The 16,009-nt window shown below is 74.6% G+C and carries 11 protein-coding genes; 3 read left to right on the top strand and 8 right to left on the bottom strand.

The genetic code is table 11. The annotated features are described in order from the left end of the window. The first annotated feature begins 67 nt into the window (after window positions 1-67). The gene (locus ACWDD9_RS19825; protein WP_049652980.1) at window positions 68-1,027 is read left to right on the top strand and encodes a quinone oxidoreductase family protein; all 960 of its coding nucleotides are present in this window, start codon (window positions 68-70) and stop codon (window positions 1,025-1,027) included. A gap of 78 nt (window positions 1,028-1,105) precedes the next feature. Here the strand turns inward: ACWDD9_RS19825 and dpgD are convergent, their stop codons facing one another. The 8 genes from dpgD to ACWDD9_RS19865 form a co-directional block, all read right to left on the bottom strand. Then, complete coding sequence (gene dpgD, locus ACWDD9_RS19830) at window positions 1,106-1,906, bottom strand: enoyl-CoA-hydratase DpgD (protein ID WP_049652977.1); 801 nt, start codon at window positions 1,904-1,906, stop codon at window positions 1,106-1,108. Then, the gene (locus tag ACWDD9_RS19835) at window positions 1,906-3,345 is read right to left on the bottom strand and encodes a benzaldehyde dehydrogenase (RefSeq protein ID WP_449812170.1); all 1,440 of its coding nucleotides are present in this window, start codon (window positions 3,343-3,345) and stop codon (window positions 1,906-1,908) included. Before ACWDD9_RS19835 ends, dpgD begins: the two co-directional genes overlap by 1 nt. A gap of 77 nt (window positions 3,346-3,422) precedes the next feature. Beyond that, complete coding sequence (locus tag ACWDD9_RS19840; protein WP_387967009.1) at window positions 3,423-5,087, bottom strand: thiamine pyrophosphate-binding protein; 1,665 nt, start codon at window positions 5,085-5,087, stop codon at window positions 3,423-3,425. After that, on the bottom strand, window positions 5,087-6,307 hold the full coding sequence (gene dpgC, locus ACWDD9_RS19845) for a (3,5-dihydroxyphenyl)acetyl-CoA 1,2-dioxygenase DpgC (protein WP_053112401.1): 1,221 nt from the start codon (window positions 6,305-6,307) through the stop codon (window positions 5,087-5,089). The genes ACWDD9_RS19840 and dpgC overlap by 1 nt, the downstream gene beginning before the upstream one ends. A gap of 85 nt (window positions 6,308-6,392) precedes the next feature. Beyond that, window positions 6,393-7,103 carry an enoyl-CoA-hydratase DpgB gene (gene dpgB, locus ACWDD9_RS19850; protein ID WP_449812171.1) on the bottom strand — a complete coding sequence of 237 codons (711 nt, stop codon included), beginning with the start codon at window positions 7,101-7,103 and terminating at the stop codon, window positions 6,393-6,395. Window positions 7,104-7,150: 47 nt separating this feature from the next. Continuing rightward, window positions 7,151-8,281, bottom strand: a complete 1,131-nt coding sequence (dpgA, locus tag ACWDD9_RS19855) for a 3,5-dihydroxyphenylacetyl-CoA synthase DpgA (RefSeq protein ID WP_380739811.1) — start codon at window positions 8,279-8,281, stop codon at window positions 7,151-7,153. A 173-nt stretch (window positions 8,282-8,454) separates the two neighbouring features. Continuing rightward, window positions 8,455-11,202 (bottom strand): helix-turn-helix transcriptional regulator, encoded by a 2,748-nt coding sequence (locus ACWDD9_RS19860; RefSeq protein ID WP_387826821.1) that lies wholly within the window; start codon window positions 11,200-11,202, stop codon window positions 8,455-8,457. A gap of 173 nt (window positions 11,203-11,375) precedes the next feature. After that, window positions 11,376-13,145 carry a 2-isopropylmalate synthase gene (locus ACWDD9_RS19865; RefSeq protein ID WP_449812172.1) on the bottom strand — a complete coding sequence of 590 codons (1,770 nt, stop codon included), beginning with the start codon at window positions 13,143-13,145 and terminating at the stop codon, window positions 11,376-11,378. A gap of 552 nt (window positions 13,146-13,697) precedes the next feature. Here ACWDD9_RS19865 and ACWDD9_RS19870 point away from each other — a divergent pair. Then, a complete protein-coding gene (locus ACWDD9_RS19870; RefSeq protein ID WP_158077755.1) occupies window positions 13,698-14,792 on the top strand; it encodes a sensor histidine kinase in 1,095 nt (364 codons plus the stop codon). Continuing rightward, entirely contained in the window at window positions 14,764-15,465 is a 702-nt protein-coding gene (locus ACWDD9_RS19875) for a response regulator (RefSeq protein WP_049659142.1), read from the top strand. Before ACWDD9_RS19870 ends, ACWDD9_RS19875 begins: the two co-directional genes overlap by 29 nt. Window positions 15,466-16,009 lie beyond the last annotated feature (544 nt).

The raw sequence follows: 16,009 nt of genomic DNA on the forward strand, positions 1-16,009 counted from the left end.
TCCCCGGCCGCCCTCGGCCGGGGACCGGCGTACGTTCGGCCCGATCACCTGTGAATGGAGTAGCACCATGGACGCCGCAGTCCTCCACACGCTCGGCAAGCCGCCCCGCTTCGAGCGGTTCCCCGAGCCGACCGCGGGCGAGGGCGAGGTGCTCGTCCAGGTCCTGGCGGCCGCGCTCAACCCCTCCACCAAGGCGGTGGCCGGCGGCGGCCACTTCGCCAGCTCCGACAACCTGCCCGCGGTGGTCGGCCTGGACGGCGTCGGCCGACTGGAGGACGGCAGCCGGGTGTTCTTCGGCGGGGCCCGCAAGCCGTACGGCTCGATGGCGCAACTGACCGTCGCCCGCGCCCCGTTCACCTGGCCGGTGCCGGACGGCGTGGACGACCTCACCGCCGCCGCGCTGCCCAACCCGGCGCTCTCCTCGTGGATACCGCTGGAGCACGCCGCCAAGCTGCAGCCCGGCGAGACCGTCCTGGTGCTGGGCGCCACCGGCGCCGCCGGCAAGCTCGCCATCCAGATCGCCAAGCACCTGGGCGCCGGACGGGTCGTCGCCGCCGGCCGCAACCAGGAGGTCCTGGACACCCTGGGCGAGTACGGCGCGGACGCCACCGTCCCGCTGAACGGCACCCAGGAGGAGATGGCCGAGGCCTTCGCCGCCGCGGCCGGCGACACCGGGTACGACGTGATCCTGGACTACCTGTGGGGCAAGCCGACCGAGGCGCTGCTGACCGCGATGACCCGCAAGGACTTCCACCTGAAGAGCTCCGGCCCCCGGCTGGTGCAGATCGGCGAGTCGGCGGGCGCCACCATCGAGCTGTCGGCCGGCACGATCCGCAGCGCGGGCCTGACCATCGTGGGCGGCGGCTTCCCGCCGCCGCAGGCGTTCCTGGACATGTTCAACCGCCTGATGGCGGGCGCCGCCGCCGGTGAGATCCGGATCGACACCCGGGCGGTGCCGCTGGCGGAGATCGAGCAGGCCTGGCAGGCCGAGGACACCGGGCACAAGCGCCTGGTCGTCGTCCCGTAGTCGACGCGGTCACCGCACGACGACCGAGGCCGCCGCCGGATTCCCGGCGGCGGCCTCGTCGTTGCCGTCACTGTCGCGTCAGGTGCCGGTCCACTCCGGTTCGCGCTTCTCCAGGAAGGCCAGCGGGCCCTCCTCGGCGTCCCGGCTGTGCATCCGGCGCTCCTCCCAGACGTAGCGGGTGGCGAAGGACTGCTCCAGCGGCGTGGTGAGGGCCTTGGCCGCCGCCTCCTTGACCGCGCGGACGGACAGCGGGGCGCAGCGCAGGATGTCGCGCACCCAGCCGTCCACGCAGTCGTCCAGCTCCCCGGCCGGCACCACGTCGTTGACCAGCCCGTACTCCAGCGCGCGCCGGGCGCTCAGCCGGCGGCCCGTCATCAGGTGGCCCAGCGCGGCCCGGTAGGGCAGCTGCTGGGCCAGCCGGAACACCCCGCCGGCGCCGGCGATCAGGCCGAGCTTCGCCTCGGGCAGCGCGAAGACGGCGTCCTCGGCGGCGACGATGATGTCGCAGGCCAGCGCCAGCTCGAAGCCGCCGCCCATGGCGAAGCCCTGGACCCGGGCGACGACCGGCTTGGAGAGCGCGAACCGCTCGGTGAGCCGGGGGTAGCCCGGCTTGCCCCGGCTGCCGAAGGTGGAGGTGGCGGTGCCGGCCCTGACCCGTTCGGCCAGCTCCTTGAGGTCCTGGCCGACCGAGAAGGCCCGGTCCCCGGCGCCGGCCAGCACCACCACCCAGACCTCGGGGTCGGCCTCGACCTCGTCCCAGATCCCGCACAGCTCCTCGTGCATGCGCAGGTCCATCGCGTTCAGCACCTCGGGCCGGTCGAGGGTGACGTACCCGACCCGGCCCTTCCTCTCGTACCGCACCCGTGTCGGCTCGGCCATCAGAACGGGTACCTCGCCGGGGTCTCGCGGACGGTCAGCCACTGCCACTGGGTGTACTCGTCCCAGCTGTGCTCGGAGCCGTGCCGGGTGCCGTTGCCGGAGGCGCCGCGGCCGCCGTGCGGCACGTGGGCCTCGTCGTTGATGGTCTGGTCGTTGACGTGGACCATGCCGGTGCGCAGCCGGTCGGCGATCGCCCGGCCGCGCCGCACCGAGCCGGTCTGGACGGCGGCGGTGAGCCCGTACGCGGTCCGGTTGGCCAGTTCGACGGCCTCGTCGTCGTCGGCGACCACGGTGACCGGGGCGACCGGCCCGAACACCTCCTCGGTGAAGGCGGGCATGTCGGGGGTGACGCCGGCCAGCACCGTCGGCTCGAAGAACGGGCCGCGCCGGGCGCCGCCGGCCAGCACCACGGCGCCGGCCGCCACCGACTCGCGGACGATCCGCTCGACCCGGTCGAGCTGCCGCTCGCCGATGACCGGGCCGAGGTCGACCTCCTCGCGGAAGGGGTCGCCGAGGCGCAGCTTGCGGGCGCGGTCGGCGAGCAGCTCCAGGTACCGGTCGGCGACGGCGCGGTGCACCAGGTGGCGCCCGGCGGCCATGCAGATCTGGCCCTGGTGGAAGAAGGAGCCCCAGGCCCCGGACGAGGCCGCGGCGTCGAGGTCGGCGTCGTCGAGGACGATCAGGGCGTTGTTGCCGCCGAGTTCGAGCGAGACGCGCTTGAGCATGCCGCCGGCGACCGCGCCGATCCTGGCCCCGACCTCGCTGGAGCCGGTGAAGGCGATCATCGGCACGTCGGGGTGGCGGACCAGGGCCTCGCCGACCTCGGCGTCGCCGGGCAGCACCTGGAGCAGCCCGGCGGGCAGGCCCGCCTCCTCGAAGAGCCGGGTGATCACCCGGCCGCCGGAGACCGGGGTGTACACGTCGGGCTTGACCACCACGGCGTTGCCGAGGGCCAGCGCGGGGGCGACCGCGCGCATCGCCAGCACCAGCGGGACGTTCCACGGGCTGATCACGCCGACCACCCCGAGCGGCACCCGGCGGGCGAAGCTCTCCCGGCCCGGCTCGGAGGCCAGCAGGTGGCCGTTGGGGCGGGTGGGCAGCGCCGCGGCGGACCACAGCTCGTCCAGGACGGCGCCGACCTCGAAGTCGGCCTTGCCGCGCACCGATCCGCCCTCGCGGACCAGCAGGTCGACGATCTCCTGGCGGTGGCGCTCCAGCACGGCGGCGGCGCGGCGCATGACGGCGGCGCGCCCGGTCGGCGGGGTCGCCGCCCAGCCGGGCTGGGCCTGCGCGGCGGCGGCCACGGCGGGGTCCACGTCCGCGGCCGCCGCCAGCGAGACCACGGCGATCGGGCGCCCGGTGGCGGGCTCCCGTACCTGGAGCTCGCCACCGGAGAGTGCCGGGTCGAGCCCGGCGTCCAGCTGAATGAGACCGCTCATCGCGGCCACCTCCCTTGTCAGTGGTTCGGCCCCGACGAACGGCGTACCGGGGCGTGTCCGTCGGGCACGCCCCCGGTTCAACGAGGCGGGGTGTGCCCGGTGATGGGCACGTCGACCAGGAGCGGCGCGGTCGCGGACGCCGACTTGGCGACGATCTCGGTGAGTTCGGCGGGGTGGGAGACCCGGACGGCCTCGATGCCGAAGAACTCGGCGGCGGCCCGGAAGTCCAGCCGGTGGCGGCCGCTGTCCGGGCCGAAGGCCAGGTCCAGGCCGAGGTAGCGCCCGCCCCGGGTGGAGCGGCTGTCCCAGGTGTCCAGGGTCTCCTTGAGGGTGCGGTACTCGCCGTTGTTCATCACCACGAAGGTCACCGGGACGCGGTAGTGGCCGGCCGCCCACAGGCCCTGGAGGCCGAACATCGCGCAGCCGTCGCCGAGCACGGCGACCACCGGGCGGCTGTCGTCGCCCATCCGGCGGCCGACGGCGGCGCCGATGCCGTGGCCGAGGCCGCCGCCGACGGTGTGCAGGTACGAGCCCGGGCGGTCCTGGCGGAGCACCTGGCGCAGCCGCAGGCCGGTGGTGATGGCCTCCTCGACCACCACGGCGTCCTCGGGCAGTCCGGCGGCCACCGCGTGGGCGGCGGCCAGCGGGTCGAGCGGGCCCGGTCCGTACGCGGCGAGCGCGGCGCGGTCAGTGGCGGCCCACCCGGCCGCCGCCCGCCGGCCGGCGGCGGCGGTCCGCTCGGCGGCCCGCGGGACGCGTCCGGCGAGCTGCTCCGCGAGGGCGGCCAGAGAGGGCCGCAGCGCGCCGTGCAGGCCCAGTCGGACGCCGAAGTTGCGGCCCAGTTCGGCGGCGTCGGCGTCCAGTTGGAGGACGGTGGTGGTCTCCGGGATCGGCGAGCCGGGGGTGTAGTGGTGGGCCATGAAGGCGTGGGTGCCGACGATCAGGACGGTGTCGTGGGCCGCCAGGGTCTCCCGGATCGCGGCGTGGGTGGCGCCCAGCATGCCGCCGTACAGCGGGTGCGAGGTGGGGAAGTCCAGGTTGTCGTTCATCGGCTGGTGGTACGTCACCGCGCCGAGCGCCTCGGCGAGCGCGGTCAGTTCGGCCACCGCGCCGTCGCGGCCGACGGCGTCCCCGGCCACCAGGGCGGGCCGCTCGGCGGCGGCCAGCAGCCCGGCGGCGGCGGCGAGTTCGGTGGCCGGGCCCTGCGGGGCGAGGGTGGAGCGGCCGGGCACCTCGACGTCGACGTCCTCGGTGAGCAGGTCCATCGGGATGGACAGGAACACCGGCCCGGCGGGGGCCCGCCGGGCGGCGGCGAAGGCCCGGGTGAGCATCAGCGGCAGGTCGTGGGCGTGCTGGACGTCGAAGGTCTGCTTGACCGCCGCCGAGGCCAGGCCGATCAGGTCGCCCGAGAGCATCGGGTCGCAGGCCAGGTGGCGGCGGTCCTGCTGGCCCGCGGTGACCACCATCGGGGTGCGCGAGCGGCTGGCGTTGAGCAGCCCGACCAGGCCGTTGGCGAGGCCGGCCGCGATGTGCAGGCTGACGAAGGCGGTGCGGCCGGTGGCCCGGGCGTAGCCGTCCGCCATGGCGACCACCGAGCCCTCGTGGGCGCCGAGCACGTAGTCGATGTCCCCGGCCGCGCTGAGCGCGTCGGTGAAGGGCAGTTCGCTGGTGCCGGGGTTGCCGAAGACGGTGGTGACGCCCTCGGCCCGGAGGATCTCCAGCATCGCCTCGACCGGGCGCATCAGGCGTCCTTCGCCGGGCGGCGGGTCCACGACGCGCCGACCTTGGCGATCACGTCCAGCCCGTACAGCCGCAGGGCCTGCTGGAGGGCGAACTCGGCGAGGTAGTGGCGGAAGGTCTCGACGGGCTCCTCGGCGTGGTGGAGCATGTGCCGGTTGGCGACCACCGCGGGGCTGGCCAGCCGGGCGGCGGCGGCCTCCACGGCCGCGTCCATCGCCCTGGGCTCGACCACCTCGTCGAACAGCGCGGCGGCGTCGGGCTCGCGGGCCCAGATCTTGCGCCCGCCGAGGATGACCTGGCGGGAGACCCGGCCGCCGGCGAGCCGGGTGAGGCGCAGGTTGCCGAGGCCGGGGACGATGCCCTCCTGGGCGGCCGGCAGGCTGAAGTAGCTGTCGGCGGCGGCGATCACGTGGTCGAAGACCATCAGCAGCTGCGCCCCGCCGCCGATCGCGAAGGTGTCCACGGCGGCCACCCAGGGCTTCTCCAGCGTGCGCTGCGGCCACGCGCGGTCGTCGTCGACCAGCAGGCCGCGGTAGATCTTGCTGATGTAGCCGATCTCGCGGCGCATCAGGAAGTCCGCGTACGAGATGGTGCCCTCGTGCAGCTCGGTGAGGTTGATCCCGGCGCTGAACACCCGGCGGCCGAGGTAGCGCCGGTGGGTCATCTCGCCGCCGCGCAGGACGCCGACCTCGGTGGCCGGGTCGAGCAGGACGAGGTCCACCGCGGTCTCCATGTCCTCGACATGGGCGTTGGTCTCGGCGTTCAGGCAGTGGTCGTTGTGGACGGTCACGTGGGCGGTGCCGTCGCGGCGCTCGATCCGGACCACGCCGAGGTCGGCGCTGCCGGTGCGGCTGAACTCCGGGAGCAGGGCCAGCGCCCGCTCGGTGGGGCGCAGCATCGCGTCGATCAGGTGCCGGCCGCACTCGGGGTGGGCGAGGACGGCCTGGAGGAAGATGCCCTGGTCGATCTCCAGGCCCTCCTTGTCGGCCTGCCGCAGCCCGTGCTCGGCGGCCAGCTGCGCCTCGCCGGGCACCAGGCCGGGGTGGCGCTCCCCGGCCCGGCGCAGCAGCTCGTCCAGTCGCAGGTGGACGGTGCGCTCCTCGGTGAGCGCACCGTAGACCTCTGCGACGTGCTCCCGCAGGAAGCGCTGCCGGGACAGCCTGGCCTCCGGGGCGGTGTCCACGCTGCGCGCGGTGTCCAGGGTGAAGACTGGGACGGTCATGACAGCTGTTTCCCTCGGTGGGTCGGGTACGGGTCGGGTCGGGCGCCGGCCGGCCCGGGCACGGGACGGTCGGGCGCCGGACGGGTCAGGCCCGGTCGGCGGACTGGTTGCGGAGCGTCCGGTCGCAGGCCGCCAGGTGGGCGCCGAGCGACTCCTCGAAGCTGGTGGTGGTGGCGTCCAGCAGCAGCCGGCGGCGGATCGCCAGCTCGCCGCCGACCAGCCCGCCGAGCAGCGCGCCGGCGCTCTCGACGGCGGCGGCGACGCCCGCGCGGTCCTCGACGACCCGGTCGAACAGGCCCAGCTCGGCGCCCTCGACCGCGGTGACCTCGGTGCCGAACAGCACCAGGCGGCGGGCGCGGGCGACGCCCAGCTGCTGGACCAGGCGGTGGACGGCCATGCCGGGCCACAGCCGGCCGGCGGTGACCGCCGGGCTCAGCCGGGTGTCCGCCGTGGCGATCCGGTGGTCGGCGGCCAGCAGCAGGTCCAACGCCGGGCCCGCGCACTCGCCGGCCGCGACGGCGAGGACGCCGGCCGGGACGCGCTCCAGGCGGCGCAGCGCGCGCTCCCACTTGTTGACCAGGTGGATGCCGACCTCGCCGGGCCAGGCCTGCTCGCGGACGCCGGCCGTCCCCTCGACGTGCAGCACGGCGAAGGTCGCCCGGTCGGCGTCCTCCAGCTCGTCGCAGACCTCGACGACCTGGCCGATCAGCTGCTCGGTCAGCGGCGCGGAGCAGTCGATCAGGACGTGGCGCCCGGCCGACCCGGTGCGTTCGGGAAGCAGTTCGCTGACGGACATGGGAATTCCTCTTTCGGAAGGTGCGGGCTGTGTCTGGTGCATTCCGGTCAGTACCGGACGAGGGCCGTCTCGATGGTCGATCCGGGGCCCATCGTCATGAAGACCCCGAGGTCGCCGGGCCGGACCTGACCCTCGGCCATCAGCCGCTCGTAGGAGAACAGGAACGAGCCGCTGGAGAGGTTCCCGTAGTCCCGCAGCACCCCGGTGGTGTGCCGGACGTCGTGCCGGGTCAGTCCGAGGTTGATCTGGACCGAGTCGATGACCTTCTTGCCGCCGGAGTGGACGATCCAGTGGGCGATGTCGCTGCGCCGCAGGCCGGTGTCCTCCAGCAGCCTGTCGACGACGAGTTCGGCGTGCGCGCCGACCACGTACGGCACGTCGCGGTCCAGGAAGAAGCTGAACTTGCCCTGGTCGTCGTCCCAGTCGTAGCGCATCGCGTCGACGGCCTCGGGGATGATGCGGCTGGAGAACTTGAGGACGGTCGGGCCCTCGGCCCGCACGCCGCTCTCCGGGCGGTCCAGCTGGCCGTCCGGGTCGGCCATCAGGATCACCGCCGCGGCGCCGTCGCCGAACAGGCTGTTGACCACCGCGGTGCGCATGGTGCCGTCGAAGACGTAGGCCGCCGAGCAGGTCTCGACGCAGACCATCAGGGCCGGCCGCCCGGGGTTGGCGGCGGCCCAACCGGCCACCGCGGTCAGGCCGTTGAGCCCGGCGTTGCAGCCCATGCCGACCACGTCGAGCCGGCTGGTCCGGACGTCGAGGCCCAGTTCCTTGATCAGGTGGGCGGAGAGCCCGGGGGTGAGCAGACCGGTGGTGGTGACGCAGCAGATGTAGCCGATCTCGGAGAGGTCGAGGCCGGTGCGGGCCACGCACTCGCGCACCGCCCGCGCGCCCGTCTCCACGCCCGACGCCCGGTGCTTGCGGAGCAGTTCACCCTGGGTCTCCATCCGGCGCCCGCCGTCCGGCCCCTCCGGCGGGAGAATGAGGAAACGGCGGTCGATCGCGCTGTTCATGAAAAGCGACCGAATGCGCTGGTCGGTTATCCCGAATATGTCGAGGATATCGCTCTGCGCATAGGAGTCCGGCGGGTTCGCGGTGGCGATGCCGATGATCCGGGGCAATGCCCCGTCCTGTTCCGCGAGCGGTGGCACGTCCTTCTCTGACAAGGTCAGCGCCATGTCGCCCCCCTTTCTGGAAAATTCCGGCCATGGACGACTGACAGACGCATTCCAGCAGGGGCGGACCCGCTCGAACACCCCGGTCCGCCCCTTAGGGCCCCCTGTCCCGGCGGGGCCCCCTGCCCGGCCCCGCCGGGGCTCGACCAGGGGCCCGCCGGGGGCTCGGCCGGGGCTCAGCCGGCCCGGGTCAGCGCGCCCATCGCCGTGGGCAGGTCGACCCGGGAGCTGACCCGCAGCTTCCGGTAGGCGCGGGTCAGGTGCTGCTCCACGGTGCTGACCGTCACGTACAGCCGCTTGGCGATCTCCCGGTTGGTGTAGCCGTGCGCGGCCAGCTCGGCGACCCGGCACTCGGCGTCGCTGAGCACCGCGTCGGACACCGCCGGGGCGCTTTCCCGGGCCGACTGGTCGCCGCCGCTGCTCCAGCCGAACTCCACGCCCAGCAGCCGGGTGAGCGGCTGGGCCTGGCACTCCTCGGCCAGCATCCAGGCGCGGCGGGCGGTGAGCCTGGCCCGGCGCAGCTCACCCAGGTCGTGGTAGGTCCTGGCCAGGTCGGCGAGCGCCCGGGCCAGCTCGTACCGGTCGCCGGCCTCCTGGAGCACGTCCGCGGCCTTGCGCAGCAGGGCCGGGCGCTGGCGCAGGTCGCCGGTGGCGGCGAGCTGGCGCATCGCCACGCCCCGCGCCCGCGGCGCGCACTGGTCGACCATCGCGAGCTGCTCCTCCAGCAGGCGCCGGGCCCCGTCGCGGTCGCCCAGCTGGAGCATCGCCTCGGCGGCCTCGCCGCGCCAGGCGACCAGGCCGGGCACGTCCAGCCCCCACTGGCGCATCAGCTCGCCGCAGGCGAGGAAGTCGCCGAGCGCGGCGTTCAGGTGGCCGGTGGCCAGCTGGTACCGGCCGCGGGCCTGGAGGTAGTGGAGGCCGTAGCGGCTCTGCAGCATCGCCTCCGGGACGGGCAGGTTGAGCTGGTCGGCGGCCTCGTCGTGGCGGCCCATCGCGGTCAGCGCGGTCAGCAGGCTGGCCAGCGCGCCGCCGACCGCCACCCCCCAGCTGCCGGCCGGGATGATCTCCAGCGCCTGCCGGGCGTACCGCTCGGCGCCGGGCAGGTCGCCCTGCCGGACGGCGATCTCGGCCCGGATGGTCGCCAACCGGGCCTGGCGCCCCGGGGACTGGCGGGCGGCCGCCTCCGCGATCAGGCCGTCGCACCAGGGCGCGGCCCGGTCGGCCCGGTCGCCGTAGGTCAGCGCGAGCAGCGCCGACTCGACGGTGTCCATGCCCGTCTCGTCCAGCCGGGAGGTGCGCAGGATCCGCTCGGCCTCGGCGACCGCCTGCTCGGACGGGCCGCGGCTGAGCACCGAGTCCAGCGCGGTCGCCGCCTCCAGCCGCCAGCTGACCGCGGTGGACGGCGCCGGGCGCGGGTCCGGCTCCTCCTCGGCGGACGGCACGTGCGCCAGCAGCGGCGCGTACCAGCAGCGCAGCCACGGCCGGGTGGTCCGCAGCTCGGCCGCGGTCTCCGGGTCGTGCGGGCCGCTCTCCAGGCCGAGCCGGGACAGCACGTCCCTGGCCTCCTCGAAACGGCCGTGCCACAGCAGGGCCTTGGCGAGCACCAGGCCGTCGCTGGGGCGCAGGTGGCCGCGGTGCAGGGCGGTGGTGAGCTCGGTGAGGTGCGGGGTCGGGGCGCCCGGGTTGATCCGCCACTCGGCGCGGACCAGGGCGGTCCTGATCCGGGCCAGCCGGGGCCCGTCCGCGCAGACCCGGCAGGCCAGCCGCAGGTACTCGACGGCCTGGCCGACCCGGCCCTCGGCCAGCGCCAGCGTGGCGGCCTCCTCCAGTACGGGGACCGTCCAGGCCTCCTCGACCCGCCCGGAGGCGAGCAGGTGCTCGGCCGTCGCGGCCGCGGCGCCCCCGCCCGCGTGCAGCAGTCCGGCGGCCCTGCCGTGCAGTTCGGCCCTGCGCTCGGAGCCGGTGTCGAGCAGCACGGCGGCCCGGGCGGCCGGGTGGCGGAAGCCGTCGGGGGCCAGCAGGCCGCAGTCCGCCAGCTCGCGCAGGCCGCGCGCCGCCTCCGCGCCGTCCACGCCGAGCAGCCGGCCGACCCCGTCCGGGGCGCCGAGCACGGCGAGGGCCTGGACGAGCGGGAGCAGCCCGGGGGCGCTCCGGTGCAGCAGGTCGCGCACCGCCTGCCCGTAGCCGTCGGCGACGGCCAGCCCGCCGTCGTCGGTGCCGGCCCGCACCGCCGCGAGCTGGCCGTCGAGCAGGGCGGTGAGCAGCAGCGGGTTGCCGCCGCTGATCCGGTGGCAGTCGGCGGCGAGCCGGTCGGCGGCCTCCCGGCCCAGGCGCTCGGCGACCAGCCGCTCCACGCCGTCGGGGGTGAGCAGGGGCAGGACCAGGCTGTGGCAGCCGGGGCGGCGCAGCAGCTCCTGGTGGAACTCGGCGGTGCGGTGGGCGGCCCGGCCGGTCCGGCCGAGGACGGCCATGATCCGGGAGCGGCCGAGCCGGCGGGTCAGGTGGGAGAGGCAGGCCAGCGAGTCCGGGTCGGCGTGCTGGACGTCGTCCACCACCAGGGCGAGCGGCTGCCGTTCGGCCAGGTCGAGCAGCAGCGCGCTCAGTTCCCGGGCGGCCGGCTCCCGCCGGTCCGGGCCGGCCGCGAGCAGTTCGCGGACGGCGGCCCGCTGCTCGGCCGGCACCGGGGCGCCGCGCAGCAACTGGCCCAGCACGCCGAGCGGCAGGCCGGTCTCGGCGGCCGACCCCACCGCCGTCAGCGGCAGGACGCCCGCCCCGGCCGCCTGCTCGACGAACTCGTCCAGCAGGGCGCTCGTTCCGGTGGCCGCCGGGCCGCTCACCACGGCGATCCGTCCCCTGCCCCCGACCGCCTCGGTCAGCAGACCGGCCAGGAAGGCCAGGTGCTCATCGCGTTCGACCAGCATCATTGCTCAGACTTTCTCTCGTGCGTACGTGCGGGTGTGGGTGGGGGAACCGGCTGCGTGGGACTCAGCGGTGCTCGGGTGGTGCTGGGTGGTGCTCGGTGCTGCTCCGGGGCTCCCGGTGGTGCCCCGTCGGTGGGTCTGTGGTGGGCCCAGCTGGTGTTCGGGCTCAGCGGTGCTCAGCGGTGCTCGGCGGGGAGCGGGGCGGCGCCCTGGGCCCGGGCCCGCTCCGGTGCGGGCGGGTCCGGTTCGGCCGGGCCCTGGCCGGCCCGGGCGGCGGCGGCCCGGATCGCGGAGAAGGCGGCGGCGTGCAGGCCCGGGCCCCGGCCGAAGCCCCAGGCCGGCCCGTCCGGGAAGGCGCAGCGGGCGTAGACGGCGGCCTCCCGCCCCGGGTCCGCGGACTTGCCCTCGGGGCCGGTGTGCCGGACGTCCCGGACCTCGACGCCCCAGGGCGCCAGGGTCGCGCCGAGGCTGCGCACCTCCTCCGCGCGGACCGTGCCGTCCGCGCTGGCGGGGCCGGCCCCGTCGACGAACAGCTCGGTGGGGACCGGCGCGTGGCGTACGGCCAGCGGCTTGGTCTCGTCCGCGGTGGACCGGTACTCCCGCTCGAAGAGCCGGCCGATCCGGTCCGGCGCGACCTCGGCGCCGGTGGCCTCGGCGACCGCCTGCACGGTGCGGGCGAACTCGATCTGCAGCCCGCGCGGCAGGTCCAGGCCGTGCCGGGCGCTCATGACGTGGGCGACGCCGCCCTTGCCGGACTGGCTGTTCACCCGGACCACCGCCTCGTAGCCGAGGCCGAGGTCCCGCGGGTCGATCGGCAGGTACGGCATCCGCCAGGCGCGGTCGCGCGGGCTCTCGCCGGCGGCGGCGGCCTCGGCCTCCAGCGCGGCGAAGCCCTTCCTGATGGCGTCCTGGTGCGTGCCGGAGAAGGCGGTGTGGACCAGTTCGCCGCCGTAGGGGTGGCGGGGGGAGACCGGCAGTCCGGAGCAGTGCTCGACGGTGCGGCGCACCCGGTCGATGTCGGAGAAGTCGATGCCCGGGTCGACGCCCTGGGTCAGCAGGTTGAGGCCGAGGGTGACCAGGCAGACGTTGCCGGCCCGCTCCCCGCCGCCGAACAGGCAGCCCTCGACCCGCTTCGCCCCGGCCAGCAGGGCCAGTTCGGTGGCGGCCACCCCGGTGCCCCGGTCGTTGTGCGGGTGGATCGACAGGCAGCGGTACTCGGGGCGGGAGAGGGTGCGGTCCAGCCACTCGATCTGGTCGGCGAACACGTGCGGCATCGAACGCTCGACCGTGGCCGGGAAGTTCAGCACGATCTCGCGGCCCGGGCCGGGCCCCCAGAGGTCCATCACCGCCTCGCAGACCTCGACGGCGAACTCCGGCTCGGTCTCGTTGAACAGCTCCGGGGAGTACTGGTAGCCGACCTCGCAGTCGCCCAGCAGCCGCTCGGTGTGCCGCATCATCGACCGGGTGCCGCGCAGGGCGAGGTCGACGCACTCCGGCCGGCCGATCCCGAGGACGAGGTCGCGGAAGAGCGGCGCGGTCGCGTTGTACACGTGGACGGTGGCGGCGCGGGCGCCGCGCAGGCTCTCCACGGTCCGTTCGATCAGCTCGTCGCGGGCCGGCACCAGCACCGAGACGCGGACGTCCTCGGGTATCCGGTCCTGCTCGATCAGCATCCTGACGAAGTCGTACTCGTCCTGGCTGGCGACCGGGAAGCCGACCTCGATCTCCCGGTAGCCCATCGCCACCAGGAGGTCGAACATGGCGAGCTTGCGGGCCGGCGTCATCGGGCGGGCCAGCGCCTGGTTCCCGTCCCGCAGGTCCGTGGAGAGCCAGCGCGGCGCCGCCGTGGGGGTCCGGTCCGGCCAGGTGCGGTCGGGCAGGGTCATCGGGACGAACGCCTGGTAGCGCCGGGGCAGCCGGTCAGCCTTCACGGTCTGGTTCCTCACAACTGTTTCTTGTTGCGAACATGCGGGAAGTACTGGTCTTGTTGCGGACATGCACGGAGTGATGCTCTTGTTGCGGACATGCAGGAAGTACCGGTCGATTGCGGACGTCCTGTGAACGTCACGCTAGAGAGCCGCCGTAGTCCCGGACAACGGTCTCGCCAGCGCTGTCGGCCCATCCGCGCCGGAGGGATGAGCGGGGGGTATCGAAGGGAGTAGTGGCCACTCCACCCCCGGGCCACCTCGCTCCGGCCCCGGTACCACCGGCGGTCCCTCCGCCCGCGCCCGGCCGGGTGGCGGCCGGCACGACGGGACGACTTCCGGCCACTCCGCCGTCCACTTCTTCACGGCGCGGCCGACCCCCCCTTTGTCACCGGTCCCGGCATTCCGGCCACGCCTTTGAACTAGTTGAAGATTCGAACACGCTCGACCGGCGAGGGGTGCTCCCGGAGGCCATCTTCACGCCCTCGAATTCGCACGGCGTTCTGGTATCTTGACCCCGCTTGGCCAAGGCGACACGGGGGCCGGCACGTGACCGGTTTGGAGAAGGCAGCCTTGACGACTCGCCAACAGGTGGCGGACCTGATCGAACAACGCACGCCCGAGATAGTCGAGGCCTACGAGGCCTCGCTCCGGGCGGCCGGCAACGCCATCGCGCAGAGCCCGGCCTCGCTGGACCAGGCCCTGGCCACCGCCCGTCAGATCGTCGCCGACGTGGTCACCAGCCTGCGCGTGGGGCAGGTCGAGGTCGACCAGACATGCAAGCTGCTGGCCTGGGACGTCGGCGCGACACGCGCGGCGGACGGGGTCCACCCCCGGGAATCCGTCCAGGCCTCCTCGGCCTTCTTCCACGCGGCGCTGTCGACGATATTCAGCCACCTTCCGCCCGGATCGAGACAAGTCGACACCCTCACCCTGATCACCCTCGCGCTGGAGCGCGGCGTCGCCCTGCGGATCCGCGAGTCGGTGGCCGCGTACACCGGGTTACTCGTCGACAAGATCCACGAGGCGCAGCTCGACGAGCGGCGCCGGATCGCCCGCGAGCTCCACGACCGGATCGGGCACGGCATGAGCGTGACCCACCGCCAGCTGGAGCTCTACACCCTCTACCTGGACAAGCAGCCGGACCGGGCGAGCGTCAAGCTGGCCACCGCCCAGCAGGCCATCCAGGAGTCGATGCACCACCTGCGCGCGGTCACCTCCGACCTGCACACCCGCCAGCCGTTGAAGAGCCTGGAGAAGGCCCTGCTCAACGACCTGGAGTCGCTGGGCCCCGACGGCGTGGCCGCCCGGCTCCGGGTGAACGGGGACGAGGCCTGGGCTCCGCCGGAGGTGCTCGACGAGGTGTTCCTGATCCTCCGCGAGGGCGTCCGCAACTCCCTGCGCCACGCCCGGGCCACGGTGCTGCTGGTGAACGTCGAGATCACCCCCAACGAGCTCCGCGCCACCGTCGAGGACGACGGCTGCGGGCTGCCGCAGGAGCGGCCGGCCGACGCCGGCGTCGGCCTGTCCTCGATGCGCGAGCGGGCCGAACTGCTCGGCGGCCGACTGCTGGTCAACGGCCGTCCGGACAACGGCACCAGGGTGGATCTCTCGGTACCTCTCAAAGGACGGCTCCTCGATGAACCCGCGCGACGCCGTAGCTGCTGACCCCGCGTCCGCCACCACCCGCGTCGCCCTGGTCGACGACCACGCGCTGGTCCGCGAGGGGGTGCGCGAGATCCTGGAGTCGCAGGACGACATGGTGGTGGTGAGCGAGGCCGCCAACAGCGGCGACGCCATCGCCCAGGTCGCCCGGCACCGGCCGGACGTCGTCCTGCTGGACGTCGAACTCCCCGACGGCGAGCCCACCGACACCGTCACCAGGATGCGGGCGCTCTCGCCGTCCTCGCAGATCATCATGCTGTCCATGTACGACGGCCCCCAGTTGCTCCGACGGCTCATCAACGCCGGCATCCGGGGCTACCTGCTGAAGAGCGTGTGCGGCGACGAGCTGCTCGCGGCGGTCCGCAGCGTCCACCGCGGCTCGGACCGGATGGTCCTGGCCGTCTCCCGGGACAGCCTGGCCCGGATGCAGGGCATCACCGAGAACGTGCTGTCCGCCCGGGAGCTGGAGATCCTGGAGCTGGTCGCGCAGGCGCTGAGCAACGGCCAGATCTCCACCCGGCTGACGATCACCGAAGCCACCGTCAAACGCCATCTGCGCAACGTCTTCGCCAAGCTGGGCGCGGTCTCCCGGATCGACGCCGTGAACAAGGCGATCGCCGCCTCCCTGATCGCGCCCCCGCACGACCAGTCCTGCCACCGCCACCGGGCGGGCTGAGACCTCCTCCGCACGCTCCTTCCCGACTCCCCCGCGCGGCCGGCCGGCACCCCGCCCGGCGCGCCGCCCCGCGCACCCGGTCGGCCCGGGCGCACCGGTCGGCCCGGTCGGCCCGGTTCCAAGCCTCGCCGCGGCCGGCCGGGGCCTCAACCCCTGCCGACCACCTACCGCCCCTGCACCCCGACGGCCGGACCCGCGCCCCACCCCACCGGTGCTCCCGCCCTTCGCCGCCGAAGCGCCGGTCCGTACCGGCATGCGGAGGCCGGGGAACCGGGGGGGGAATTCAGGGCCGGAGCGGATTCGGCGGCCATGAGGGACTTCTCCCCGCACCCGCCGCCGGCGGTGGTCACCACCCGCCCGTGCGACGGCAGATGACGACGCCTCAAGGTCAAGGACAGCCCTTCGGGGGCCAAAGCCGGCACCAAGGTACGGAACTTCCGCCCGCCCGGCAATGTCGACGGCCACCACACCGCCGGGCGGGCAGATGGTGCCGGCCCCCGGGGGCGGGACGGCCGGGGCCGTCCCGCCGTTCCCACGGCCCCCG

The organism is Kitasatospora sp. NPDC001119, from assembly GCF_053598475.1.